Raw genomic sequence first — 25,372 nt, forward strand, 5'->3', positions numbered from 1 at the left:
CGAGTGGTGGGGCAAGAGCGTTTTGCTTACTTTTGCGCTGTTCAAAAGTGAGCCGCTGTAAGAGCGGAACCCATATCAGCCATCACCCAAATAACGGATATGCCCCCCAATCAGCGAGCCTTCACAGCCTCAACCCAATCCGGATCCAGCCGCGTCTGGTCAGGCTCAATCCCCAACCCCCGCATCTTCTCCAGATGCTCATCAACCTCCCGCACCAACTGCGCCTGAGAACTCGAATTGGCGTCCAGTTCGTGCATCTGCATCAACCCAAGGTGATAAAACCGCAGCAACTTGATCGCCACCGGATCATTCGCCTTCACCCCGTCAGTCACCTTGTGCATCACATTAGTCACACTCATCAGGCTGCGCTTGAGCTGCCACCCATACACCGCCGGCGCGAACCAGGCCTGGTTCCAGAACGGCCCCCGCACCAGCCCTACGGTAATCAACACCCCGGCAAACACCCCGCCCACATTAAAGCGAAAATTATCCCCCCCAGGCTCACCAAACAGCATCACCGCCAGGCTGGAAAGCACCATCGCCAACACCACAAACAACCCCGCGACTATCAACGTACTGCGTCGCGTCTGCTGGCGAAAAACAATCGGGTCGCACGGTTTGAGCTCAAACATCCAGGGTCAGTCTCCATGGCACAAGTAGGGTTATAACGCCGGCCAGCATCTTCTCATGCTTCACCCGTCGGAGTGACGGTAATCAGGTTGAACGATGGATCAGCGCAATTTCTCTAACCCCTGTAGGCAACCGACCCCCAAGTGAGGTGAACCATGACCCGGTACCAGCAACAGTCGCCCGGCACACCCAACCCCGACCGCACGCCCGGCGAAGAGGAGCGTGACAACGACGCCCTGCGCCCCAACGACCCGGCCGAACGGCAAGACGAAGAAGAGCAGGTCGAGGAAGACCTGGAAAACCTGCACGACAAGGCCCGCCCGCTGTAGACCCGGCGCGCCAAGGAGGTAGTTATGACTAATCGTACAAGCGGCCCGCATTCATCCGAGCATTCCAGCGGCAAGGACGAATTGGGTTTCGACCCCGATTCCCCGGACGTCGCAGACCCACAGGTCGACCCGGTAGGTCCCGCCATTGCCCCGTTGGACAAGCCAGAAAAAACCGGCAAGAAGCCGGCCTATGATCCCCTCGGTGATCTGAAAAAGTGAAACAAGCCCCGCCGTCGTGCGGGGCTTTTTATTCCTCAACCAAGCCGTTTCGGGGCTGTCCATGTCACCTCGGTGATGCCGAACTTCTCCGCCCAGGGACGAGTGGTCTTTTTCACCCGCTCGTGGCCCGGCCGGCCTATCCGCCCCACGTGGGCAATGTCGGCATCAACGGCCGCCCAATGCCACGCTTCGGCGTTGTTCATGACCTCGGCACGCACCACAAAGGTTTTTGGTTCGCCGTGTAGCAAGTAGTGGATGGTGTAGATCATTGCGGTACTCATGATGCCTCCCTGTCTTGTAGTGAATGGATATAAATCAGTTCAGAAAGGTTCAGAAAGTTTGTGCATCTGAGGACTTGCATTTGATTCAACCCACAATTGGCAAATAACCGCCGTCAGGGTATTAGTGGTGCTTTCGCCACCGACTCCAGGATTGCGTCATGCCAGAGCTGACCCACAGCCGTCTCTACCTGCAACGTCTGGGCTACGACACGCCGCCTCCGCCCACCCTGCAAACCCTGCAGGATCTGCAGTTGCGCCATGTCAGCACCTTCGCGTTTGAAAGCCTGTCGACCCTGCTGCACGCACCGGTGCCGATCGATTTGCCGAGCGTCGAACAAAAAGTCCTGTTCGACGGCCGTGGTGGTTATTGCTACGAGCTGAACCAGCTGTTCCTGGCCTTGTTGCAGGAGTTGGGCTTCGAGGCGCGGGGCATTACCGGCCGTGTGGTGATGGGGGGGCCACCCGATGCACTGACGGCGCGCACCCATCGGCTGAGCCTGGTGACCCTGGACGGCGTGCGTTACATCAGTGATGTCGGCTTTGGTGGCATGGTGCCCACCAGTCCCTTGCAACTGGACACCGATGCCACCCAGGCCACCGCCCATGAACCCTATCGCCTGAGCCTGGACGAGGGCAGCTACACCTTGTGGGCGCAGGTCGCCGGTGAGTGGCGCGGCTTATATGTGTTCGACCTGCAGGTGCAGTCACACTTCGACTACGAGATCGGTAACTGGTACGTCTCCACCCACCCGGATTCGCCGTTCCTCGGCCAGCTGAAAGTCGCACTGATTGGCCCGGGATTTCGCCGCACGCTGAACAACGGCCAGTACGCGATTCACTACCTGGACCGGGCCAGCGAAAAGCGTGCAATCGAGGACGTCGAAGAGTTGCTGAACCTGTTGCAGGCCAGCTTTGGCATTCGCCTGCCGGCGCATCCGCAGTTGCGGTCAATTCTCGGTCGTTTGCTGGCTCCCGTCCAAGACGCTTGATATAGAGCCTTCGCTGAACCGTTTTACCTCGAAAAAGGTGCAAATTAATTCGAACCTTTCGCCAAAACGAGGGTTCGAAGCGTTTCCTGAATAATTTGCCACCTGCAATGGAGACGTAAAACGATGTCCAAACTATTCGGAAAGATCCTCAAGAATTCCTCGGTCCTGGCCTTGATCGCGGCACCTGGTGTGGTGTTCGCCGCAGCGCCGACCGACCCGATTTCCACCTTCGGGATCCTCGGCAGCTACAACGACTTCAAACTCGAAGGCGGTAGCCAAAGCGACAAGGACCACATGCCTGAAGCCGGCCTGTTCTATAACTTCGGCAACAAGCTGACGGCTGAATCCGGCTTTATCTACCAGGCCGGTATCGAAGCCAAGTACGGCGAGAAGAGCGACAACAAGCTCAAGGAAGGCCAGGCCGACCTCGACCTCGGCTGGCGTACCGCGCTGGATGCGCGCAACTTCGTCGACGTGCTGGTGGGTGGCGGCTACAGCTGGACCCGCTACGAGCCGGACTCGGGCGACTACGACATGAAACTCACCAACAAATCGCCGTTCGCCAAGGCGGCCCTGGGCTACAACCACCAGTTCGATGACATGACCATGCGTGTTGAACTGGGCGCCCGCCATACCATCGACGGCCGCGCCAAGCTCAAGGTCGACGGCATCGGCAGCGACACCGTGGACCTCAAGGACCGCACCAACCCGTACGCCGAAGTCAGCCTGCTGATGAACCAGAAAGGCGATCTGCCAGTGATGGCGGGCCTGTACTACACCCGCACCGAGTACAAGCTCGATGACGATTCGTACGTGGCCGACAACACCAAGCTCAAGCGTGACGAGTATGGGTTCAAGGTCGGTATCGCGTTCTAAATCTGCCTGACTGATTGTTCCCACGCTCTGCGTGGGAATGCATCCCGTGACGCTCTGCGTCACAACGCGGACGCAGAGCGTCCAAGGCGGCGTTCCCACGCAGAGCGTGGGAACGATCAGCCGCTGAAGCCTGTCCGCCCAAGCCCCCCTTTCTGTCCCCCAATACCCTCAACGCCGCGCCCTGGCTGCCTTAGTGTGGATCACGCTTTTACACAATAAGAGAGAAGGTGGCTATGCGGGCAATCAACCCCCGTCGCATCAGTCTGCTGCTGGTCGTGACCTGCCTGCTGACAGCCTGTGACGACAAACCGAAACATCCCCCCGAACGCGCCACGGCGGCCAATGCCATGCCCGGCGACGCAGCCCTGGCCCAGGTCTACGACACCAGTTGCAAGCTGTGCCACGCCAACCCGGCCTCCGGTGCGCCGCTGACCGGTGACGGCCCGGCCTGGAGCCCGCGCCTTGCCCAGGGCCCGGACACCCTGCTGGACCACACCATCAACGGCTACAACGGCATGCCGCCGATGGGCCTGTGCGTGCAGTGCTCCGAAGAGCAATTCCTGGGGCTGATCAGCTTTATGTCGGGTCAACACATCCAATAAGAATAACGGGGTAGGCGATGGGGCTTTCACGGCGAGAATTATTGCAGCGCGGCGCGGTAGCCGGCGCGTTCATGGCATTGACCAGTAACCCGGTGCTGGCCCAGCTGGCCCGGGCACCGCGGCTGATTCCCTGGCGCAATTGGTCGGGGGCGCAAACCTGTCTGCCCCTAGCGCGGCTGGCGCCGAAGAACCTTGATGAACTGGTGCAGGTCATCGGCCAGGCACCGGGCAAGGTGCGGCCGGTTGGCTCGGGCCATTCGTTCAGTGCCCTGGTGCCCACCGACGGCACGTTGCTGTCCCTGAGTTACTTCAACGGCCTGCTGGATCACGACCCGCAAACCTTGCAGGCCACCTTCGCCGCCGGCACGCCGATGTCGCGCATGGGCCAGGCCTTGAAAGACGTCGGGCAGGCGCTGCCGAACATGGCGGATATCGACTACCAGACCCTGGCCGGGGCGATCTCCACTTCCACCCACGGCACCGGTGTGGGCTTCACCTCATATTCCGGTTGCGTCACCGGCCTGCAACTGGTGACCGCCCAGGGTGAGGTGCTGGAGTGCGACGCCAAGCGCCACCCCGAGGTGTTCAGTGCCGCCCGGGTGTCCCTCGGCGCCCTCGGCGTGGCCACCCAGGTCCGCCTGCAAAACCGCGCACCGTACCGCCTGCGGGAGCGCCAGTGGATCGCCAAGACTGAAGAACTGCTGGAGGACGTGGCAAAGAACACCCGGGAAAACCAGCACTGGGAAATGCTCGTGGTGACCCATTCCGACTACGCCCTGTCCATCGCCCTGAACGAAACCACCGACCCCGAAACCCCGCCCATCGACCCGGCGGAGGCGGGCGGCAACGAGTTTGTGTCGATCATCGAGAAACTCGACAAATACGGCAGCGATTTCCCCGAGGCCCGGCGTACCTTGCTCAACAGCCTGCGCTTTTTTGCCAGCTTCGATGACCGCGTGGCCGAGTCGTTCCAGGTGTACGCCAACGTGCGCAACGTGCGTTTCAACGAGATGGAATATTCGGTGCCCGCCGAGCACGGCCCGGCGTGCCTGCGGGAAATCCTCAAGCTGATCAACGACAAGGACCTGCGCACCTGGTTTCCCATCGAGTACCGCTACGTCAAGGCCGATGACATTCCGCTGAGTATGTTCGAGGGCCGCGACAGCTGTTCGATTTCCGTGCACCAGCACTACACCATGGACCACCACAACTTCTTCGCCGCCGTAGAACCGATCTTCTGGAAATACGCCGGTCGCCCGCACTGGGGCAAGTTGCACACCCTCAATGCGCGCACTTTGCAGCCGCTGTATCCGCGCTGGGAGGAATTTACCCGAGTGCGCCGCGAGCTGGACCCCAGCGGCAAATTCCTCAATGCGCACCTGTCGTCTATTCTGGGAGTGGCCTGATGAACCGCAGACATTTCATGCTCGGCACCGGCGTGTTGCTGGTGGGTGGTGCCATCTTGCTGAGGCCGGGCGAGCGGGGCAGCCCTTACACCGAGTATTTCCGCAGCCTCAACCAGGAACTCAAGGCCCATGGGCCGATGCGCCCGGTGATGCTGATCGACCTGGACAAGCTGGACCACAACATCGACGTGGTGATGCAGTCGGTGCAGCGCGGCGGCAAACACCTGCGGCTGGTGGAGAAATCCCTGCCGTCGCCGGGGCTACTGGCGTACATCGCCAAGCGAGCCGGCACCCAGCGCCTGATGTCGTTTCATCAGCCATTTCTGAATCACGACGCCCAGGTGTTTCCCGACGCCGACATCCTGCTGGGCAAGCCGTTGCCGGTGCGTTCCGCCGAGCTGTTTTACCAAACCCACAAGGGCCCGTTCGACCCGTCCCGGCAGCTGCAATGGCTGCTGGACACGCCCGAGCGCCTGCAACAATACCTGGCGCTGGCCCAGGGGCTGGGCACCAAACTGCGGGTGAATATCGAGCTGGATGTGGGCCTGCATCGCGGCGGCATCAGCGACAACGCGGTGCTGGGGCAGATGCTGACGATGATCAGCGCGCATCCGCAGCAGCTGGAATTCAGCGGGTTCATGGGCTACGACCCGTTCGTGGGCATGGGTGTGCCGGGGATTCTCGGCTCGCCCCAGGACCTGTTCGACAAAGTCATGCAGCGCTACAACGGCTATGTGGATTACACCCGCCAGCACTTTGCGCCGCTGTGGCGCGACGGGCTGACGTTGAATACGGCAGGCAGCCCGAGCTATCGCATTCACGAGCAGGAGAAGCTCAGCAGCGAGGTGTCGGTGGGCACGGCGTTGCTCAAGCCGACGCACTATGACTTGCCGTCGCTGAGCGAGCATGTGCCGGCGGCCTATATCGCCACGCCCGTGTTGAAAAGCACCGGGCCGGTGGACATTCCGGCGCTGGACGGCAAGTCGCGGTTGTTCTCGTGGTGGGATGCGAATCAGCGCGCCACGTTCTTTATTTATGGGGGCAACTGGATGGCGGAGTTTGAATCGCCCAGGGGCTTGCAGAGCAATGACCTGTACGGGCGCAGCTCCAATCAGGAGATGGTCAATGGTTCGCCCAAGGTGGGGCTGAACGTCGAAGACCAGGTGTTTCTGCGCCCGACCCAGAGTGAGTTTGTGCTGCTGCAGTTCGGCGATTTGCTGGCAGTACGGGGCGGGAAAATCGTCGATACCTGGCCGGTCTACACCTGACAACGCCGTCCCACTGTAGGAGCGAGCTTGCTCGCGAAAAACCCAAGGACGACGCGTTCATCCAGACGGCCCGCGTTATCGTTGACGTTTTTCGCGAGCAAGCTCGCTCCTACAGTTTTTGCCGGGTTTACAGGGCAAACGGAATCGTCAACTTCGCCCACAACATGTCGCCTTCCGGCCGGTTCTGCACATCAAACTCCTTGGCCCAGCGCACCTCGGCACTCGCGTACTTGAGGAAGGTGAAATACACCGCCGGACCGATCGCAAACACCTGGCCCTTGACCCCGTCATCCACATCTTCGCCATAGATGTTCACCACGGTATGCCCGTATTGCTTATCGTCGGTGGTCTGCTTGAGGTAGTAGCCGTTGAGCCCAAGGCTGAGGTTATCCGTCACCTTGTAGCTGGCCGAGTAGTCGAAGTGAAAAATCTGCCCCGACCGGTAATGGGTGTCGGGGTTTTCCTTGTTGAAGCTGTAGGTGGTCTTGATCGACAGCTCAGTGCGCTCGTTGGGCATCCAGGTCGCCGACACCAACGGTTTGTAGGTGTAGAAATTGTTGCTGGTATTGGCCAGGCGCGTGGCGTCGTATTCGCCGGTGGGCAGGGTGATTTCCAGGGCGGTGCCCACTGTCAGGTTCTTGCCCAGGTCCCAGAGGATGATCGGCGCCACGGTGGTGTCGCCCATGCTTTCCCGGGTGTCGGACATGCCGAACAGCGACACCTGTTGCTTCAGGTACGGCTGGGCGATGTAGCCGCCCAGGCGCCCGCCGAATACCCGCAACGGGCTGAGGTAATCCAGGCGCGGGATGATCGCGTCGGACTTGATCTTCACGTCCGGCACCTTGCCACCCAACGAGCTGATATCGAGCTTCCTGGCTTCGTAATGGTTGTAATAGATGTTGAAGGCGAACATGTGGTCGGGCAGGTTGTTGACGTCCAGCGGCAGGATGTAGAAGCCATCGGTGCCGGGGCCGATGTTGTCGACGCCGCCTTCGGTGGCCAGGGCCGGCAGGCTGATGAGGGTCAACAGGGCGAGTTGCACGGGGTAAAACGCACGGGTCGTGTTCATGTCTGGGCTCATTATTATTATCAGGACGACGCTGCCTATAGAAATAAGCCCTCGGCGCCCGGCGGGGCAGGGTATTGGCGGCCACATAGGGGGACTTTGGCGGACAGCTTTCATCCAGAGTGCAGCAGTTCTTGCAAGAGCCTATGATTGTCAGGATGTTTCCAAAACAAGAACTGAAGCACTCAGTCGGGAATCGAAGATCCATGCAAAGGAAAGCCGTTGATCCCCACTATGATCTGGCCCTGGTCTCGCCATTTCTGTTGCAAACCCTCGGCCAAGTGGTCGCGCAAAAAGGCGCGAGCGCCGAGCACCTGTGTCGTGGCCTGGGATTTACTTTGGCCGACCTGGACGACCCGGCCCAGCGCATTTCCTATCGCCAGGCGGTAGCGATGATCCAGCGTGCACTCAAGGTGTTGCCCGACCAGGGGCTGGGCCTGTGGGTAGGCCATCAGAACGTACTCGGCACCCTGGGCCTGCTCGGCCATGTGATTTCACTGTGCAAGACGTTGCGCGATGCGTTTGCCATCGGGGAACGTCATCAGCACACCTCCGGTGGTATCGCCACCTCGCGCACCCATGAAGGCCCCCAGGAAGTTTTCGTCGATATCGAATGCCTGCTGCCCTACGCCGAGGTGCAGGTGTTTGCCGCCGAGGAGTTCTTCGCCAGCCTGATGGTGTATGGCCGCGCCCTGGTGGGCGAGGGTTTCATGCCGCTGCGGGTCGAATTTATCCACGCCGCGCCCAGCTATGTCGCTGACTATCACCAGCTGTTGGGTGCGGATGTGCGTTTTGGCTGCCTGCATAACCGCATGGTCCTGGCCAGCCACTGGCTGGATGTGCGGCTGCCCAATCACCATGCCCTGGCCTTGCGCCAGGCCCTGGAACTGCTGGAACTGGAAAGCGCGCAACTGCATCAGAAAATGGATTTGATCCAGGCGGTGGAGCGCGCGATTTCCCGGGATTTGCAGGGCAGTCAGCTGGAAAAGGTCGCCAGTGACTTGAACATGAGCGGGCGTACCTTGCGCCGGCGCCTGACCGAGCATGGGCTGACGTTCGAGGGCTTGCTGGAACAGGTGCGCAGGGCAAGGACCATGGGCTTGCTGAGCAACCCGGGGTTGTCCATCGAACGGATCACCGAGGAAGTTGGCTACAGCGATGTGCGCAGTTTTCGGCGGGCGTTCAAGCGCTGGACCGGGCTGAGCCCCAGTGCGTTTCGCGGTGAAGGCGCAGGGCCGGGGTGATCGTCAGGATTGGCCCCATTGGCTACCTGATCTTTCCCCGGATTGGCTATTTGTCCAATGCCCCCTCGTCACTACTCTAGACACCAATCCCCACTGTTCTGGAGTATCACCATGCAAGCTCGTACCGACTTCTACACCGCTTCCCCGGATGCCATGAAAGCCATGCTGGCCCTGGAGGCTGCCGTCGGCAAACTGTCCATCGAACTGCCGCTGCTGGAGCTGGTGCGCCTGCGTGTGTCGCAGATCAACGGCTGCGCCTTCTGCCTCGACATGCACACCGCCGACGCCCGCAAGGGGGGCGAGACCGAGCGCCGCCTGTACACCGTGTCGGCCTGGCGTGAAACGCCGTTCTTCACCCCCCGTGAACGCGCCGCGCTGGCCTGGGCCGAAAGCCTGACCCTGCTGAGCCAGACTCACGCACCGGATGCAGACTTCACCGAACTGGCCGCCCACTTCAGCCCGCAAGAGCAAGTCGACCTGAGCGTGGCGATCGCCACCATCAACAGCTGGAACCGTCTGGCGGTGGGTTTTCGCAAGATGCCTAAATAACCCGACAAGACGCCGGGATGACTGATCGTTCCCGCGCTCTGCGTGGGAATGCCGCCCCGGACGCTCTGCGTCCAGCGGGCGATGCAAGGCTCAAGTCTTGCGTACGGGTGACGCGGAGCGTCACGGGATGCATTCCCACGCAGAGCGAGGGAACGATCAATGAAGCCGATCTACCACCGGGTTACAGCCAGTCGGCATTCACTTGAAGTAACCCCGTGGCGTGGCGCCGGTCATGGCCTTGAAGAAGGCGATCAGCGCACTGTCACTGGCAAAGCCCAACTCAAAGGCGCAGTACCCGAGACTGCGCCCGGTGGCGAGCAACTCGATGGCGCGCATCAGGCGCCACTGCTGGCGCCATTGCTGATAGCCCATGCCGGTTTCCCGCTGGAAGATCCGGCCGATGGTTTTGCCGCTGGCGGCCACCTGGCGTTGCAAGGCTTGCAGCTCCGGTGGCAGCGCGTCGAGGTTCTGCAATAACGGCGCCAGGCGTTTGTCCGTGGGCAGGGGCAGCAGCAGCGGTTGCTCGACTGCCTCGCGGATTTCACTCAGGCACAGCGCCAGCAAATGCGCGTATTTGCCCTGTTGCCAATCGGTGTCGAACGCCGCCATTGCCATCGGCTCCAGCAACGCCCGCAGCAGCGCACTCACCTCAATCACCCGCACTTGTGCCGGCAACTGCCCGGCCAATGCCGGGCTGACATACACCGAACGGTAATCCACGGTCTGTTGCATCACTGCCCGGTGCGGCACACCGCCGGGAATCCACGCTGCCCGAGTGGGCGGCAACAGGCACAGCTGGTTGGCCAGGGTAATGCGCGTGCAGCCCTGTTGGGTGAACAGCAATTGCCCGCGCTGATGCTGATGTACACCGGAGTCGTGATCACCCAGCAGGGCGGCGATGCCCACCACGGGCGCGTCGAAGCGGTCGGGATCGAAAGGTGTCTGCGCCGCCAGCCATGCCATGGGATGTCCGATTTCATTGATAAGGTGTCGAAGTCTGGATAATACGCCAGCTGCCGCTGTTTAGACTCCCTGGCCTGTTTACTCGTGAAGAGCGTCTGGATGATGTTGAAAAACTTGCTGGTGTTGGCGGTGGCGCTGCTGATGTTCCCGCAAATCGCACAAACCCTGTATAGCCCTGCGCTGGCGGATATCGGCCAGGCGTTTGCGGTAGGGCCCGAGGCGGCGGGGCAGACCTTGTCGGTGTACTTTCTGGCCTTCGCGTTCGGGGTCGTGGTGTGGGGACGCTTGTGTGACCGCTTCGGCCGGCGCCCGGTGATGCTGGCCGGGTTGGCCCTTTATGGCGCGGCCACAGCGCTGGCCTTGGGCGTGCGTTCGTTCAACGGCCTGTTGCTGGCCCAGGCGGTGGCGGCGTTTGGTGCGGCGGTGGGGTCGGTGGTGACGCAAACCGTGCTGCGCGACCGCTTCAGCGGTGCCGGGCTGGCGCAGGTGTTTTCAGTCGTGGGCATTGCCCTGGCGGCCAGCCCCGCCATTGGCCTGTTCACTGGCGCGGGCCTGGTGCAGCACTTTGGCTATCGCGGGGTGCTCACAGGCTTGTTGCTGCTGGCGCTGACGTTATTGGCCTGGTGCCTGTGGGCCTTGCCGGAAACCCGCCCGGCCTCGCTGCCCACAGCGTCGTTGCGCGGCACCCTGGGCCTGATGCTCAAGGATGCGGCGCTGTGGCGTTCGGTGGGGCTGGTCGCGGTCTTCAATATCGCGCTGTTCAGCTATTACAGCCTGGGGCCGTTTGTGTTCCAGCGCCTGGGGTTGTCTGCCGAGCAGTTCGGCTACAGCGGCGTCCTGCTGGCGTTGGGCTCGGGGCTTGGGGCCTGGCTCAACAAGGGGTTGCTCAAGCGCGGGGCCGGCAGCGAACAGCTGGTGCTGGCAGCCGGTGGCGTGATGTTAGTGGGCAGCGTGCTGGTGGTGCTGTTACAGGACCGTTGGCTGTTCGTGTTGCCGATGCTGTTGGTGGTCATGGCCTTCGGCATGGCGATTCCCAATGTCCTGGGGGCGGCACTCACGGCTTATCGCGACCGCCTTGGCACCGCCGGTGCCTTGTTCGGTTTGCTGTATTACCTGGTGATCGGGGTGGGGTTGACCCTGGCAGCCTGGGTCCAGCAGTTGGGCTGGACCCTGTTGGTGTGCGCCTTGGCGGCGCTATGCCTGGCGATCCCGCGTACCGTCAGAAATTGACCGTGGCACTCAAGCGCGCCGTCAACGGCGCACCCTGGAACAGGTAGTCATCGCCCATGTATTCGCCGGCATCGCGCCAGTAACGCTTGTCGAACAGGTTGTCGACGCTCAGGCGAAACACCGTTTCATAGCCATCGAGTTTGGTGGTGTAGCGGCTGCCGACGTTGACGATAGCGTAGTCGCCCACTTCCACATCACCGGTGCGATTGGCGTACTTGTTGGCGCTGTATTGCACGCCGCCGAGCAGCGCCAGGCCGTCGACCCAGGGCAGGGCGTAGTCGGCGTACAGACTGGCCCGCAGTTTCGGCACGTTGATCGCTTGATGGCCTTCGTATTCCGGCGTGCCGCTGCCCGTCACCCGTGCACGGATGGCCGCGACGCTGGCGGCGATCTGCAAGCGCTGGGTGGCCCAGCCGTTGGCGGACAATTCCAGGCCGGTGTTTTTCTGCTCGCCCTGTTGCACGTAGGTGTAGTCGCCGGCGTCATCCGGCCTGGCATATTGATAGGCCTGGCGAGTCTGGAAGATCGCGGCGGCAAAGCTGATGCGGCGCCAGTCGTATTTCACCCCGGCTTCGATCTGGCGGGAAACTGTCGGGGCGAGGGTTTCATCTTTATTCAGGGCAAACCACGGCGCGGTACCGCCCAGGGACAGGCCTTTGCTGTAGCTGGTGTAGAGCGACAGGTTTTCAATCGGTTTGTAGATCAGCGCCGCCTGGGGCAGGAACACATACTGCCGGGTGTGGCGCGACTCGTTGCCCTGATCATCGAAAGCCTTTTCGTCCAGGCGCACTTCGCGGCCGCCCACGATGGTCTGCCATTGCTCGTTGAAGCTGATGCGGTCGGTGACGAACAGGCCGTATTGGCGGCTGTCGAGGTTGCGATGGCTATCGTTCAGGGGCTTATCGGTGGGCGCGAAGTTTTCCGGGTCCTGATTGATATTGCCGGAACCAATCATCTCGTTGACCGATTCGCGCTTGTCCACCACTCGCCGAAACGCACTGCTGCCAAACGTCAACTCATGCCCCAGGCCACCGGTATTGAACAACCCGGTCATCGTGGCCTGGATTTCATCATCGCGCCGGGTGTCATCAGGGCTGCGGAAGTCATAGATATCGTAGTTGCCTTCCGGGCTGAAGTAGTTCGGTACCTTGGCCCCGGCACAGCTCGCGGACCCGTAGCAGCCCCACGCGAACGAACTGTAATCATCAATCATCACCTTGCTGCGCGCCGCGCTGACGCTGCCTTTCCACTGGTCACTGAAGCGATATTCAAACTTGCCGTTGAGGTTCAGCGAATCAATCCCTACCTGATTCGCACCGCTCTGATGCCCCAGCAGTTTTTTCGGCGACGCGTGGTGCGGCACCTCGGTCCCGCCCAGCAACTGATAACCCGGCACCGAGCGCTGTTGCTTGTTCTGATACTCGGCATCCAGCTGCAATACCGCGTCGGGGCTGATGTTCCAGTCGAACGCCAGGGACAGGAAATCCCGGTGGCCATTGGCATGTTCGACATAGGAATGCAGGTCTTCATGGGCCACGTTGGCGCGCAGGCCGAACTGCTGCTCGCTGCCAAACCAGCCGCCCACGTCGGTGGCCAGGTAACCACTGCCGCGATCATCGGTGGACACCGTCACCGAGCGCACATCCTCCGGGCGCTTGGTCACGTAATTGATCACGCCGCTGGGCTCGGAAATCCCGCTTTGCATACCCGACAATCCCTTGAGCAGCTCCACGCGCTGCTTGTTCTCCAGGGCAACGTTCTGCTCGCCGGTGATGGTGCGGCCATTGATCTTGTAACTGCTGGCGGCATTCAGCGAGAAACCGCGCACCACGAAGTTTTCGTAGTAGCCGATGGGCGCATAGCTGTCGCCCACCGAGGCGTCATTGCGCAGCACTTCGCTGAGCAAGCGCGCCTGCTGGTCCTTGATCAACGACTCGTTGAACACCGCGATCGAGGCCGGCGTGTCGAGCAACGGCGCCTCATTGAAAGCGCCCACCGACGCGGTGTCGGTGTTATAGCCGGATTCATCCTGGCCCTGGACCTTCACCTCCGGCAGCTCGATATCAGCCGCCTGGCTGCTTCCAATACCTGCGCTGAGCAACAGGCCGAGGGCAAAACGTGAAGGGGCAGCGGGGCGAAGACGCAAAACCATGGGGGAAGGCCTGAGAGCGCAGAGCGGAGGGCGCATAAGCTAGGCATAACGGCGGCGTTTTACAAGTTTTCGAGAATGGTTCGCTTTGAGACGACCCGTCTCAGCCCGCAGATCAATCCTGCTGCTGCTCGACAGCGGCCCCTGGCAACTGCGATAGACAAGACTTCTCTCACCGTTGAAGGAGATCGTCATGAGTATCGCTGGAAAAGTTGCACTGGTGACCGGCGCCGGGCAGGGCATCGGCCGGGCCATCGCCCTGCGCCTGGCGCGGGACGGCGCCGACATAGCGTTGGTGGACATCAACAGCGCGAAGATTGAAGCGGTGGCGGCCGAGGTGGTTGCACTGGGGCGCAAGGCCTCGGTGTATGTCGCCGATGTCTCGAAGCTGGAGCAAGTGGTCTCGGCGGTGGACCATGCCCACCAGACCCTGGGCGGCTTCGACATCATCGTCAACAACGCCGGCATCGCACAGATTGACGCACTGCTGGACGTGACTCCGGAACAGGTCGACCGCACGCTGCGTATCAACGTGCAGGGCACGCTTTGGGGCATCCAGGCCGCAGGCAAGAAATTCAAGGCGCTGAAGCAGAAGGGCAAGATCATCAATGCCTGCTCGATTGCCGGCCATGAAGGCTTTGCGTTGCTGGGGGTGTATTCGGCCACCAAGTTTGCCGTGCGTGCGCTGACCCAGGCCGCCGCGAGGGAACTGGCCAGTGACGGGATTACCGTCAACGCCTACTGCCCGGGTGTGGTGGGCACGGATATGTGGGTCGAGATCGACAAACGCATGGCCGAGATTACCGGCGCCGAGGTAGGGGCGACGTACAAGAAGTATGTGGACGGGATTGCGTTGGGCCGGGCGGAAACACCGGAGGATGTAGCGGGGCTGGTGTCGTACCTGGCGGGGCCGGATTCGGATTACATGACCGGGCAATCGCCGTTGATTGATGGCGGGATTCTGTACCGCTGAGCTGGCGGAATCACTCGGTCAAAAAATGTGGGAGCGGGCTTGCTCGCGAAGGCGGAGTGTCAGTCACCGGAAATGTTGACTGGTACACCGCCTTCGCGAGCAAGCCCGCTCCCACATTTTTGACCGTGTTGGGTCAGTGCTTGCCGGGCATGTCGATACCCAGCTGGTTAACCCGCCGATACAAGGTCGCCCTGGAAATCCCCAACGCCTGCGCCGCCGCCAGCGGCTTCCATCGATGCCGAATCAGTGCGTCCAGCACCAACTGCCGTTCCGGGCTGACGCTTTCCGATGTTTCCACCGCAACCGCGTCACCACGAACTTCCACCGGCAAATCCGCCAGTTGAATTGTCCCGCCGTCGCACACCGCACAGGCGTATGCCAATACATGCCGCAGTTGCCGCACATTCCCCGGCCAGGCATAACCCAGCAGCGACTCCAGCGCCGCTGCCGCGATCCCGACCGCAACACCGCTGTGCCGCGCCTCCTGCTCCAGAAGCCGATTGATCAATGCCAGTTTGTCCATGCGCTCGCGCAATGGCGGCACACAGAACCGCGCACAGCCCAACCGGAAATACAAATCCTCGCGAAAGCTTCCAGCACTCACCAGCGCCGCCAAGTCCCGATGGCTGGCGCAGATCACCTGGATATCCACCGCCCGGGTTTTTGCCCCGCCCAGCGGCGCCACTTCACCTTCGGCCATTACCCGCAGCAGTCGCGTCTGCAACGCCAGCGGCATGTCGCCGATCTCGTCGAGAAACAACGTGCCGCCATCGGCCTGCAACAGCAGCCCGGTCATGCCCTTGCTGGAGGCACCGGTAAATGCTCCGGCCACGTAGCCGAACAGTTCGCTCTCGATCAGGTTTTCCGGGATCGCCGCGCAGTTCACCGCCACAAAGGGGCCGTCGCGACGGGCACTGCGTTCATGCAACTGGCGGGCAAACACTTCCTTGCCGGCGCCGGTTTCGCCCTGGACCAGCACCGGCAGGTTGCGGTCCTTGACCCGCACGGCCAGGCGCAGATGTTCTTCTACTCGCGGGTCTACCTGATGACTCGAAGACACCGTCGTACGTGCAGCCTTACGCCGCGGCGCGCTGACCCGTACCTGCAACGCCCCCGGCTCGCCGAGCCAATGCAACTGCTGCGTCGATTGATCGGTCACGGCGCGCAACGCGTCCAGGTCAAACACTTCGCCGATATGCTCCGGCAACTGCCCGAAGCGCAATCTCAGGGCCTGCCGCGCCTTGCTGTTCAAGGCTTGCAGCCGCCCATCCTGGTCCCACGCCAGCAGCATGTCCGGCTGGCTGTCGACGTAACCGGGCGTGCTGTGGGCCTGCAACACCCAATGTTGCCGGGCGCTGTGCATGAAAAACGCGTTCTCGATGGCCCGCGCGCTTTGCGCCACCATCTGCCGCACCAGGTGCTGGCTGCGCCGGTCATCCGGCGATTTCAGGGCGGAGGCGTCCATCACGCCCAGCAGGTTGCCCTGGGGATCAAAGATGGGTGCGGCAGAGCAGGTCAGGCCGATAAACGCCGCACGAAAGTGGTCGCGCTTGTGCACGGTGACCGCGGCCTTGCTGGTCAGCACCGTGGCCACGCCGCAGGTGCCTTCCTCGGCTTCCGACCAGCAGGTGCCGAGGTACAGGCCGGCCTTGCGGCAGTCGTTGCGAATGCCGGCGTCCACGCGGTGGTCGATGGTCTGGCCCTGGGCGTCGGTGAGCATCACGCAGTAATCGGCGTGGCGCACCCGGTTGTGAATCTGCCCGACTTCCTCACTGGCGATGCGCATGAACAGCTCGGCGCGTTCGCGGCATTCCTTGAGCAGGGTGCTGGTGAGGATGCGCGGCCCTTGCAGGGAACCGGGGTCGAGGTGGTGCTGCTCCATGGAGCGGCGCCAGGAATCAAAAATCAGCGACGGCACCGGAGCCTGGGGCAGGCGGTCGGCGTTGCGTACCACGCGGCTGACACAGTCGACATGGTCCTTGGAGTTCACGGCGAGCATTGAAGCCTCCGGTTCTCGATCCTTGTTGTTATGCCCGCCATTAAGCGCCCATGGGCCGGGAGGAACAAGGCCGGCCTGACCAACTGCCCGAGGTGAGACGCAGCGTCTCATTGCGCCGCAGACGCTGCGGGCAGGTTGCAACGGCGCGTCTCATTGAACGGCCCACAGTGGCACGTCCACGCTTCCAGGCAACTGCTCTGGGTCAAGGCTTTCCCGGGTTTTCCAACGGGTTGGCACAGGCCGTGCTGAGTGCCTTGCAGCTGGCCTGATCCAGCCTTTTGTGTGTCGAGACAACCTGGAGAACAACAAGATGTCCACTCACCTGTCCACCGATCAATTGCTCCATGCCTACACCGTGATGCGCACCATCCGTGATTTCGAAGAACGCCTGCACGTGGAATTCGCCACCGGCGAGATTCCCGGTTTCGTGCATTTGTATGCCGGCCAGGAGGCCAGCGCCGCCGGGGTCATGGCCCACCTCAACGATGAAGATTGCATCGCCTCCAACCACCGTGGCCACGGCCATTGCATCGCCAAGGGCGTGGATGTGTTCGGCATGATGGCCGAGATCTACGGCAAGAAGACCGGCGTCTGCGGCGGCAAGGGCGGCTCCATGCACATCGCCGACCAGGAGAAGGGCATGCTCGGCGCCAACGGCATTGTGGGTGCCGGGGCGCCGCTGGCGGCCGGTGCGGCCCTGGCGGCCAAGCTCAAGGGCAGCGCGGGGGTGGCGGTCGCGTTTTTCGGCGACGGCGGCTCCAACGAGGGCGCGGTGTTCGAAGCGATGAACCTGGCCTCGATCATGAACCTGCCGTGCCTGTTCGTGGCCGAGAACAACGGTTATGCCGAAGCCACCGGGTCCGGCTGGTCGGTGGCCTGCAAGGACATTGCCGAGCGTGCCGTGGGTTTTGGCATGCCGGGGGTGATTGTCGACGGCAACGACTTTTTTGCCGTGCACGCCGCCCTCGGCGTCGCGGTAGAGCGTGCCCGCAGCGGTAAAGGGCCGACGCTGGTGGAGGTCAAACTGAGCCGTTTCTACGGCCACTTCGAAGGCGATGCGCAAACCTATCGCGGCCCGGACGAAGTGAAAAACCTGCGGGAAACCGGCGACTGCCTGAGCCTGTTTCGCCAGCGCTGCACCGCCGAAGGTTGGCTCGACGCGGCTCAGTTCGAACGCATCGACACCGAAGTCGCGCAGCTGATCGAAGACGCCGTGCGCCTGGCCAAGTCCGATCCCAAACCCCAGGCCGCCGACCTGCTCAGCGATGTCTACGTCGCCTACCGCTAACCGCCACCCACTACAAAAACAATCCGTGGAGAAGTCATCATGGCTAGAAAAATCAGCTATCAGCAGGCAATCAACGAAGCCCTGGCCCAGGAGATGCGCCGCGACCAGAGCGTGTTCATCATCGGCCAGGACGTGTCCGGCGGCACCGGTTCGCCCGGTGAACAGGACGCCTGGGGTGGCGTGCTCGGCGTCACCAAGGGCCTGTACCCGGAATTCCCCGACCGCGTGCTCGACGCGCCGCTCTCCGAGGTCGGCTATGTAGGCATGGCCGTCGGCGCCGCCACCCGAGGCATGCGCCCGGTGTGCGAATTGATGTTCGTCGACTTTATCGGCTGCTGCCTCGACCAGTTGCTCAACCAGGCGGCGAAGTTTCGCTACATGTTCGGCGGCAAGACCACCACACCGCTTGTAGTGCGCGCCATGTACGGCGCCGGCCTGCGTGCGGCGGCCCAGCATTCGCAGATGCTCACTTCAATGTGGACGCATATTCCCGGGCTCAAGGTGGTGTGCCCGGCCACGCCCTATGACGCCAAGGGCATGCTGATCCAGGCGATCCGCGACAACGACCCGGTGATTTTCCTCGAACACAAAATGCTCTACAGCCTCCAGGGCGAAGTGCCGGAAGAGCTGTACACCGTGCCGTTCGGCGAAGCCAACTACGTGCGTGAAGGCAACGATGTAACCCTGGTGACCTACGGGCGCATGGTGCACATCGCCCTGGAAGCCGCAGCTAATCTGGCGCGCCAGGGTATCGACTGCGAAGTGTTGGACCTGCGCACCACCAGCCCGCTGGACGAAGACAGCATCCTTGAAAGCGTGGAGAAAACCGGGCGCCTGGTGGTGATCGACGAGTCCAACCCACGCTGCTCGATTGCCACGGACATCAGTGCATTGGTGGCGCAACGGGCGTTCGGCTTCCTGCGCGCGCCGATCGAAATGGTCACCGCGCCTCACACGCCGGTGCCGTTCTCCGATGCCCTGGAGGAGCTGTACATCCCCAACGCGGCGAAGATCGAAGCTGCGGTGCTGAAGATTGCCGACAAGAGGAATGCCGCATGATCCATACACTGACCATGCCCAAGTGGGGGCTGTCGATGACCGAGGGCCGGGTTGATGTCTGGCTCAAGCAGCCGGGCGACCGGGTGGAGAAGGGTGAAGAGGTGCTGGATGTCGAGACCGACAAGATTTCCAGCAGTGTCGAGGCACCCTTCAGCGGGGTGCTGCGGCGGGTGTTGGCCCAGAGCGATGAGACCTTGCCCGTGGGGGCATTGCTGGCAATCGTGGTGGAAGGCGAGGCCAGCGAGGCCGAGATTGATGGGGTGATCGAGGCGTTCCAGGCGGGGTTCGTTTCCAGTGCCGCCGAGGCTGAAGCCAGCGGGCCATCGGCACAGAAGGTCGAGGTGGGCGGGCGCCTGCTGCGCTATCTGGACCTCGGGGAGGGCGGCACACCGCTGGTGCTGGTGCACGGTTTTGGTGGCGACCTGAATAACTGGCTGTTCAATCACCCAGTGCTCGCGGCTGAGCGGCGGGTGATCGCCCTGGATTTGCCGGGGCATGGCGAGTCGGGCAAGTACCTGCAAACGGGCGAGCTTGAGGAGCTGAGCCAGGCGGTATTGGCACTGCTGGATTATCTGAAGGTTGACCGGGTACACCTCGCCGGGCATTCCATGGGCGGGCTGGTTTCCCTGAACCTCGCGCGGGTGGCACCGCAGCGTGTGGCGTCGTTGACCCTGATCGCCAGCGCTGGATTGGGTACGCAGATCAACAGTGATTACCTGCAAGGTTTTATCGACGCGAGCAATCGCAATGCACTCAAGCCGCAACTGGTGCAACTGTTCAGCGATCCGGCGCTGGTGACTCGGCAGATGCTGGAAGACATGCTCAAGTTCAAGCGCCTGGAGGGTGTGGAGCAGGCGTTGCGGCAGATCACCGGGGCGTTGTTCAGCGGTGGTCGGCAATTGGTGGATTTGCGCAGTGTGGTGGGGCAGCAGCCGAGCCTGGTGATCTGGGGCAGTGAGGACGCAATCATTCCGGCGAGCCATGCCCAGGGGTTGGAGGCTCAGGTGGAGATACTGCCGGGGCAGGGGCATATGGTGCAGTTGGAGGCAGCGGAGCGGGTGAATCAGTTGATGCTGGCGTTTCTTCGGACCTGATCGTTCCCACGCTCCGCGTGGGAATGCCGCCCTGGACGCTCCGCGTCCCGAGGGTGACGCGGAGCGTCACAGGATGCATTCCCACGCGGAGCGTGGGAACGATCTTCAAGACCAGCGGTGTTTTTGGTGGCGCTTCAGGGTCTCGCTGGGCAACTCCTGAAACAACGCCCGATAACTGTTGGAAAACCGCCCCAAATGCCAGAACGACCAATTCATCGCCACCTCCGCCACGGTGGTGTCCACTGACGGCGGGTTCAACAACTCCCGCCGTGCACTGTTCAACCGGCGCAACCGCAACCACTGCGCCGGGCTCATCCCGGTATACGTCTTGAACCCGTGCTGCAACTGGCGCAACGGCACCCCGGCAATGCGCGCCAGTTGCAGCAGGTTGACGGTTTCATCCGGCACATCCGCCGCCCATTCGCCAATGCGCGCCATGATGATTCGCTCCTCGGTGCGTCGCTGCAATGAGCCCTTGTCGAGGCACACGCAGGCGTTGTCGAGGATGAACAGGCAGTCGTCGAGCAACTGTTGCGTAAGGGCATCACGACTCGGCGGGTCCAGCGTCGCCGACAGCCGTGTCAGCGTGCCGCTGAGCCAGCGGCTGAACAACGGGTTTTGCAGGGAGTTGAGCGGGGCCATGAACAACCCCTCCAGCTTCGCCACATCCAGACCATGGCGCTGGACAAACTGCGGCCCGAACACCACTGCCACTTCGCGGTAGTTTTCCGGGGTGATCCAGGTGTTGCGGCTTTCGCCATTGAGCACGTACAGCGCGTTGTCGCTGCCATCGAAACAGAACGCCAGGGAACCCGGCGGCGCGTTGAAGTTCTGCTCCACCCGGGTGTTCATCCGCTCTTCGTACACCTCGACACCTTGCAGGTCGAGGTAGCGGATCTGCCCGGCGAAATGCCCTGGGGACATCTGCTGGTACTGCTGCACCCAACCGGGTGTCGCACTGCATTGAGCGGCCACATCACCGGTGGTGAAGGCCTGTACGCGCAAAGCTGTTGCCTGTGTCATGGGTAACCTGGGCGCACTCTATTGGTGCGTTGTGGTTGGCGCAAAGTGGATAGATGCCGTTGGGCGGCTGGCCCAAGATAGACCTCAATGCGCCGCGAGGGAAGCCCGCGGCGCAGCATCCAACCCATGACGAGGTCCTTATGAACGCCCCCTTCGATCAGCTGTCCGCCTGGCTGAAAGAACACAAGATTACCGAAGTCGAATGCGTGATCAGTGATTTGACTGGCATCGCACGCGGCAAGATTTCGCCCACCAACAAGTTCCTGCATGAGCGAGGCATGCGCCTGCCGGAAAGTGTGTTGCTGCAAACGGTAACCGGGGACTTTGTCGACGACGATATCTACTACGACCTGCTGGACCCGGCCGACATCGACATGATCTGCCGCCCGGTGTCCAACGCCACCTACGTGGTGCCATGGGCCATCGAGCCGACGGCCATCGTGATCCACGACACCTTCGACAAGCAGGGCAACCCCATCGAACTGTCGCCGCGCAACGTGCTGAAAAAGGTCCTGCAACTCTATACCGACCAGGGCTGGCAGCCGATTGTCGCGCCGGAGATGGAGTTCTACCTGACCCAGCGCTGCGAAGACCCGGACCTGCCGCTGAAGACCCCGCTGGGCCGTTCCGGTCGCGCCGAAAGTGGCCGCCAGTCGTTCTCCATCGACGCTGCCAACGAGTTCGACCCGCTGTTCGAAGACGTCTACGACTGGTGCGAAGCCCAGGGCCTGGACCTCGACACGCTGATCCATGAAGACGGCCCGGCGCAGATGGAAATCAACTTCCGCCACGGCGACGCCCTGGACCTGGCCGACCAGATCACCGTGTTCAAACGCACCCTGCGCGAGGCTGCACTCAAGCACAACGTGGCGGCCACCTTCATGGCCAAACCGGTGGCCGACGAGCCCGGCAGCGCCATGCACCTGCACCAGAGCGTGGTGGAGATCGCCACCGGCAAGCAGGTGTTTGTCGATGAGCACGGCAACAAGAGCCAACTGTTCCTCAACCACATCGGCGGCCTGCAGAAGTACATCCCCAAGCTGCTGCCGATGTTTGCGCCTAACGTCAACTCGTTCCGCCGCTTCCTGCCGGACACCTCGGCACCGGTCAACGTCGAGTGGGGCGAAGAAAACCGCACCGTCGGCCTGCGTGTACCGAGCTCCAGCCCCGACGCCATGCGCGTGGAAAACCGCCTGCCGGGCGCCGACGCCAACCCGTACCTGGCCATCGCTGCCAGCCTGTTGTGCGGCTACCTCGGCATGATCGAAAAGGTCGAGCCCAGCGCCCCGGTGGAAGGCCGCGCCTACGAGCGCCGCAACCTGAGGCTGCCGATCACCATCGAAGACGCCCTGGCGCGCATGGAAGAGTGCGACACCGTCAAGCAGTACCTGGGAGACAAGTTTGTGCGCGGCTACGTCGCGGTCAAGCGTGCCGAACACGAGAATTTCAAGCGGGTGATCAGCTCCTGGGAACGTGAGTTCCTGCTGCTGAGCGTCTGACGACTCGTCCGTAGCAGCTGTCGAGCCTTAGCGAGGCTGCGTCGGGCCCGCCGCAATTTTGTCTGATACATCGCTACGCAGCCTCGCCAAGGCTCGACAGCTGCTACGGGCAGAATGGCTGAATGAATACATAAAAATCAATCAAGCAAAGGGGTGTCGATATGCGTCTGGTGAAAAAGCTTCTCCCGCTGGCCTTGGCGGCGTTGTTCAGCAGCGCGGGCCACGCCGCGCAGACGGTCAGTGTGTACAACTGGACCGACTACATCGGTGAGACCACCTTGGCCGACTTCCAGGCCAAGACCGGGATCAAGGTGATCTACGACGTGTTCGACTCCAATGAAACCCTGGAGGGCAAGCTGCTTGCCGGCCGTACCGGCTACGACGTGGTGGTGCCGTCCAACCACTTCCTGGCGCGCCAGGTAAAGGCCGGCGCGTTCCTCAAGCTGGACCGTTCGCAGCTACCCAACTTCAAGAACCTCGACCCCAAGCTGCTCAAGCTGCTGGAGAAAAACGACCCGGGCAACGAGCATTCGGTGCCGTACCTATGGGGCACCAACGGCATCGGCTACAACGTGGACAAGGTCAAGCAGGTGTTGGGCATCGACCATATCGACTCGTGGGCCGTGCTGTTTGAACCGGAGAACATCAAGAAGCTCCACGAGTGCGGCGTAGCGTTCCTCGACTCGGCGGATGAACTGTTCCCGGCGATCCTCAACTACATGGGCAAGGACCCGCGCAGCGAGAATCCCGAAGACTACAAACAGGCCGAGGCCAAGCTGCTGACCCTGCGGCCGTACATCACTTATTTCCATTCCTCCAAGTACATCTCGGACCTGGCCAACGGTGATATCTGCGTCGCCTTCGGTTATTCCGGCGACGTGTTCCAGGCGGCCAACCGCGCCAAGGAAGCCAAGAACGGCGTGAACATCGCCTACTCGATCCCCAAGGAAGGCAGCAACCTGTGGTTCGACCTGCTGGCCATCCCGGCGGACGCCGCCAACCCGAAAGCCGCCCACGCCTTCATCAACTACTTGCTGGACCCTGAAGTGATCGCCAAGGTCAGCGCCAGCGTCGGCTACGCCAACCCGAACCCGGCGGCCAAGGCCTTCATGGCCCCCGAGCTGGTGAACAACCCCGAGATCTACCCGTCCCAGGAAGTGCTCGACAAACTCTACATTTCCACCACCCCGACGCCTGCCGTCATGCGCTTGATGACGCGGTCTTGGAGCAAAGTGAAGACCAACAAATGAACCGTTCCTCCTCCGACCACGCTCGTTCCTATTACCTGGCTTCGGCCAACACCATGCCCCGGCGCCCAGCGCTGGGGGCTGACCTGACCGCCGATGTGTGTGTGATCGGCGGTGGGTTCACCGGGGTCAACACCGCCATCGAACTGGCCCAGCGCGGGCTGTCGGTGATCCTGCTGGAGGCCCGGCGGATTGGCTGGGGCGCCAGCGGGCGCAATGGCGGGCAGTTGATTCGCGGGATTGGGCATGACGTATCGGGCTTTGCCAGGTACGTGGGGGAGGAGGGCGTGCGTTACCTGCAGCAGGCCGGGATCGATTCGGTGGCGCTGGTGGGCGAGCGGATTCGCGAGCACGGGATTGACTGTGATTTGCGCTGGGGGTTTTGCGAGTTGGCGAATACGCCGGCGCAGTTTGCGGCGTTTCAGGGGGAGCTGGAGAGCCTGGCTGCCTTGGGGTATGCGCCTGAAACGCGGTTGGTGGCATCGCAGGATATGGCGCAGGTGGTTGGCTCAGGCTTGTATGCCGGTGGCCTGGTGGACATGGGCTCCGGGCATCTGCACCCGTTGAACCTGGTGCTGGGGGAGGCGGGTGTGGCCGAATCCCTTGGGGTGCGGATCTTTGAAGGCAGCCCGGTGCTGGAGTTGATCCATGGCGACACGGTGCAGGTGCGTTGCGCGTCCGGCACCGTGCGCGCCGGTAGCCTGGTGCTGGCGTGCAATGCGCATCTGGAGGAATTGGAGCCGAAGTTGAGCGGCAAGGTGTTGCCAGCGGGGAGCTACATCATTGCGACCGAGCCGCTGTCGGTTGGGGTGGCTGATCAGTTGATTCCGCAGAACCTGGCGTTGTGTGATCAGAAAGTGGGGTTGGATTATTACCGCCTTTCGGCGGATCGGCGGTTGTTGTTTGGGGGGGCTTGTCATTATTCGGGGCGTGATCCGGTGGATATCGCGGGGTATATGCGGCCGAAGATGCTCAAGGTTTTTCCGCAGTTGGCGAATACCGCGATTGAGTTTCAGTGGGGGGGGAAGATCGGCATCACCGCCAATCGCTTTCCCCAGGTGGGGCGCCTGAAGCAGCATCCGAATGTGTTCTATGCCCAGGGGTATTCGGGGCATGGCCTAAACGTGACGCATTGGTGTGCGCGGTTATTGGCCGAGGGGATTCAGGCTGGGCAGAGTCGGGGGTTGGATGTTTTCAGCCAGGTGCCGCATATGACGTTTCCCGGGGGGAAGGTGTTGCGTTCGCCGCTGCTGGCGTTGGGGATGTTGTGGTATCGGGTGCGGGAGATGGTGGGGTGATTGATTGGGTACATATCCGTTTCTTCGGTAACGGCCACCTAGGGTTTCGCTCTTACAGCGAGTCACTTTGCAAAAAGCGGCAAAGTAACCA

At 62.0% G+C, this 25,372-nt stretch carries 24 protein-coding genes; 17 read left to right on the plus strand and 7 right to left on the minus strand.

Features of this window, described 5'->3' with window-relative positions:
• Positions 1-110: 110 nt before the first annotated feature.
• A complete protein-coding gene (locus HX815_RS27845; protein ID WP_087693365.1) occupies positions 111-632 on the minus strand; it encodes a DUF3087 family protein in 522 nt (173 codons plus the stop codon).
• A gap of 153 nt (positions 633-785) precedes the next feature.
• Between HX815_RS27845 and HX815_RS27850 the strand changes: the two genes are divergently transcribed.
• Entirely contained in the window at positions 786-959 is a 174-nt protein-coding gene (locus HX815_RS27850) for a hypothetical protein (RefSeq protein ID WP_173883076.1), read from the plus strand.
• Between the two features lie 24 nt (positions 960-983).
• The gene (locus HX815_RS27855) at positions 984-1,178 is read left to right on the plus strand and encodes a DUF6021 family protein (protein WP_003210890.1); all 195 of its coding nucleotides are present in this window, start codon (positions 984-986) and stop codon (positions 1,176-1,178) included.
• Between the two features lie 35 nt (positions 1,179-1,213).
• On the opposite strand, the gene HX815_RS27860 is transcribed toward HX815_RS27855, so the two are convergent.
• Complete coding sequence (locus tag HX815_RS27860) at positions 1,214-1,459, minus strand: DUF6555 family protein (RefSeq protein WP_023658994.1); 246 nt, start codon at positions 1,457-1,459, stop codon at positions 1,214-1,216.
• A 158-nt stretch (positions 1,460-1,617) separates the two neighbouring features.
• Between HX815_RS27860 and HX815_RS27865 the strand changes: the two genes are divergently transcribed.
• The 5 genes from HX815_RS27865 to HX815_RS27885 all read left to right on the plus strand — a co-directional run bounded on the left by HX815_RS27865 (position 1,618) and on the right by HX815_RS27885 (position 6,600).
• Positions 1,618-2,448, plus strand: coding sequence for an arylamine N-acetyltransferase (locus HX815_RS27865; protein ID WP_177029252.1), 831 nt, complete (start codon positions 1,618-1,620; stop codon positions 2,446-2,448).
• A gap of 123 nt (positions 2,449-2,571) precedes the next feature.
• Positions 2,572-3,324: an outer membrane beta-barrel protein gene (locus HX815_RS27870; protein WP_177029253.1), complete on the plus strand. Its 753-nt coding sequence runs from the start codon at positions 2,572-2,574 to the stop codon at positions 3,322-3,324.
• Between the two features lie 233 nt (positions 3,325-3,557).
• Entirely contained in the window at positions 3,558-3,926 is a 369-nt protein-coding gene (locus tag HX815_RS27875; RefSeq protein WP_177029254.1) for a cytochrome c5 family protein, read from the plus strand.
• A gap of 77 nt (positions 3,927-4,003) precedes the next feature.
• Positions 4,004-5,332, plus strand: a complete 1,329-nt coding sequence (locus tag HX815_RS27880; RefSeq protein WP_168197529.1) for a D-arabinono-1,4-lactone oxidase — start codon at positions 4,004-4,006, stop codon at positions 5,330-5,332.
• Between the two features lie 59 nt (positions 5,333-5,391).
• Positions 5,392-6,600, plus strand: a complete 1,209-nt coding sequence (locus HX815_RS27885) for a DSD1 family PLP-dependent enzyme (RefSeq protein WP_177029261.1) — start codon at positions 5,392-5,394, stop codon at positions 6,598-6,600.
• A 127-nt stretch (positions 6,601-6,727) separates the two neighbouring features.
• Here HX815_RS27885 and HX815_RS27890 read toward each other — a convergent pair whose 3' ends face one another.
• Positions 6,728-7,669: a transporter gene (locus HX815_RS27890; RefSeq protein WP_003219185.1), complete on the minus strand. Its 942-nt coding sequence runs from the start codon at positions 7,667-7,669 to the stop codon at positions 6,728-6,730.
• Between the two features lie 203 nt (positions 7,670-7,872).
• On the opposite strand from HX815_RS27890, the gene HX815_RS27895 reads away from it, so the two are divergent.
• Together HX815_RS27895 and HX815_RS27900 are read left to right on the plus strand one after the other, a co-directional pair.
• A complete protein-coding gene (locus HX815_RS27895) occupies positions 7,873-8,910 on the plus strand; it encodes an AraC family transcriptional regulator (protein ID WP_008430730.1) in 1,038 nt (345 codons plus the stop codon).
• Between the two features lie 111 nt (positions 8,911-9,021).
• Positions 9,022-9,459 carry a carboxymuconolactone decarboxylase family protein gene (locus HX815_RS27900; protein ID WP_003219182.1) on the plus strand — a complete coding sequence of 146 codons (438 nt, stop codon included), beginning with the start codon at positions 9,022-9,024 and terminating at the stop codon, positions 9,457-9,459.
• A 198-nt stretch (positions 9,460-9,657) separates the two neighbouring features.
• On the opposite strand, the gene HX815_RS27905 is transcribed toward HX815_RS27900, so the two are convergent.
• On the minus strand, positions 9,658-10,422 hold the full coding sequence (locus HX815_RS27905) for a helix-turn-helix transcriptional regulator (protein WP_177029255.1): 765 nt from the start codon (positions 10,420-10,422) through the stop codon (positions 9,658-9,660).
• Between the two features lie 99 nt (positions 10,423-10,521).
• Here HX815_RS27905 and HX815_RS27910 point away from each other — a divergent pair, with 99 nt between their 5' ends.
• Positions 10,522-11,652, plus strand: a complete 1,131-nt coding sequence (locus HX815_RS27910; RefSeq protein ID WP_003219178.1) for an MFS transporter — start codon at positions 10,522-10,524, stop codon at positions 11,650-11,652.
• On the opposite strand, the gene HX815_RS27915 is transcribed toward HX815_RS27910, so the two are convergent.
• On the minus strand, positions 11,642-13,804 hold the full coding sequence (locus HX815_RS27915; RefSeq protein WP_177029256.1) for a TonB-dependent siderophore receptor: 2,163 nt from the start codon (positions 13,802-13,804) through the stop codon (positions 11,642-11,644). The genes HX815_RS27910 and HX815_RS27915 overlap by 11 nt on opposite strands.
• Positions 13,805-13,994: 190 nt before the next feature.
• Here HX815_RS27915 and HX815_RS27920 point away from each other — a divergent pair, with 190 nt between their 5' ends.
• Entirely contained in the window at positions 13,995-14,774 is a 780-nt protein-coding gene (locus HX815_RS27920; protein ID WP_177029257.1) for an acetoin reductase, read from the plus strand.
• A 133-nt stretch (positions 14,775-14,907) separates the two neighbouring features.
• Here HX815_RS27920 and HX815_RS27925 read toward each other — a convergent pair whose 3' ends face one another.
• Positions 14,908-16,773 (minus strand): sigma-54-dependent Fis family transcriptional regulator, encoded by a 1,866-nt coding sequence (locus HX815_RS27925; RefSeq protein WP_177029258.1) that lies wholly within the window; start codon positions 16,771-16,773, stop codon positions 14,908-14,910.
• 310 nt (positions 16,774-17,083) lie between these two features.
• Between HX815_RS27925 and HX815_RS27930 the strand changes: the two genes are divergently transcribed.
• From HX815_RS27930 to HX815_RS27940, 3 genes are read left to right on the plus strand one after another with little or no spacing between them, the layout of a single operon-like run.
• Positions 17,084-18,061, plus strand: coding sequence for a thiamine pyrophosphate-dependent dehydrogenase E1 component subunit alpha (locus HX815_RS27930; protein ID WP_003219159.1), 978 nt, complete (start codon positions 17,084-17,086; stop codon positions 18,059-18,061).
• 39 nt (positions 18,062-18,100) lie between these two features.
• Positions 18,101-19,120 carry an alpha-ketoacid dehydrogenase subunit beta gene (locus HX815_RS27935; RefSeq protein ID WP_177029259.1) on the plus strand — a complete coding sequence of 340 codons (1,020 nt, stop codon included), beginning with the start codon at positions 18,101-18,103 and terminating at the stop codon, positions 19,118-19,120.
• Entirely contained in the window at positions 19,117-20,214 is a 1,098-nt protein-coding gene (locus HX815_RS27940; RefSeq protein ID WP_008430742.1) for an acetoin dehydrogenase dihydrolipoyllysine-residue acetyltransferase subunit, read from the plus strand. The genes HX815_RS27935 and HX815_RS27940 overlap by 4 nt, the downstream gene beginning before the upstream one ends.
• Positions 20,215-20,319: 105 nt before the next feature.
• Here the strand turns inward: HX815_RS27940 and HX815_RS27945 are convergent, their stop codons facing one another.
• Positions 20,320-21,237 (minus strand): helix-turn-helix domain-containing protein, encoded by a 918-nt coding sequence (locus tag HX815_RS27945; RefSeq protein WP_087694147.1) that lies wholly within the window; start codon positions 21,235-21,237, stop codon positions 20,320-20,322.
• 140 nt (positions 21,238-21,377) lie between these two features.
• Here HX815_RS27945 and HX815_RS27950 point away from each other — a divergent pair, with 140 nt between their 5' ends.
• The 3 genes from HX815_RS27950 to HX815_RS27960 all read left to right on the plus strand — a co-directional run bounded on the left by HX815_RS27950 (position 21,378) and on the right by HX815_RS27960 (position 25,281).
• Complete coding sequence (locus tag HX815_RS27950; protein ID WP_003219154.1) at positions 21,378-22,736, plus strand: glutamine synthetase family protein; 1,359 nt, start codon at positions 21,378-21,380, stop codon at positions 22,734-22,736.
• A 161-nt stretch (positions 22,737-22,897) separates the two neighbouring features.
• The gene (locus HX815_RS27955) at positions 22,898-23,986 is read left to right on the plus strand and encodes a polyamine ABC transporter substrate-binding protein (protein WP_003219153.1); all 1,089 of its coding nucleotides are present in this window, start codon (positions 22,898-22,900) and stop codon (positions 23,984-23,986) included.
• On the plus strand, positions 23,983-25,281 hold the full coding sequence (locus tag HX815_RS27960) for an FAD-binding oxidoreductase (RefSeq protein WP_177029260.1): 1,299 nt from the start codon (positions 23,983-23,985) through the stop codon (positions 25,279-25,281). The genes HX815_RS27955 and HX815_RS27960 overlap by 4 nt, the downstream gene beginning before the upstream one ends.
• Positions 25,282-25,372: the final 91 nt, after the last annotated feature.

It is taken from the genome of Pseudomonas sp. E6002 (genome assembly GCF_013385565.1).
GTDB lineage: Bacteria > Pseudomonadota > Gammaproteobacteria > Pseudomonadales > Pseudomonadaceae > Aquipseudomonas.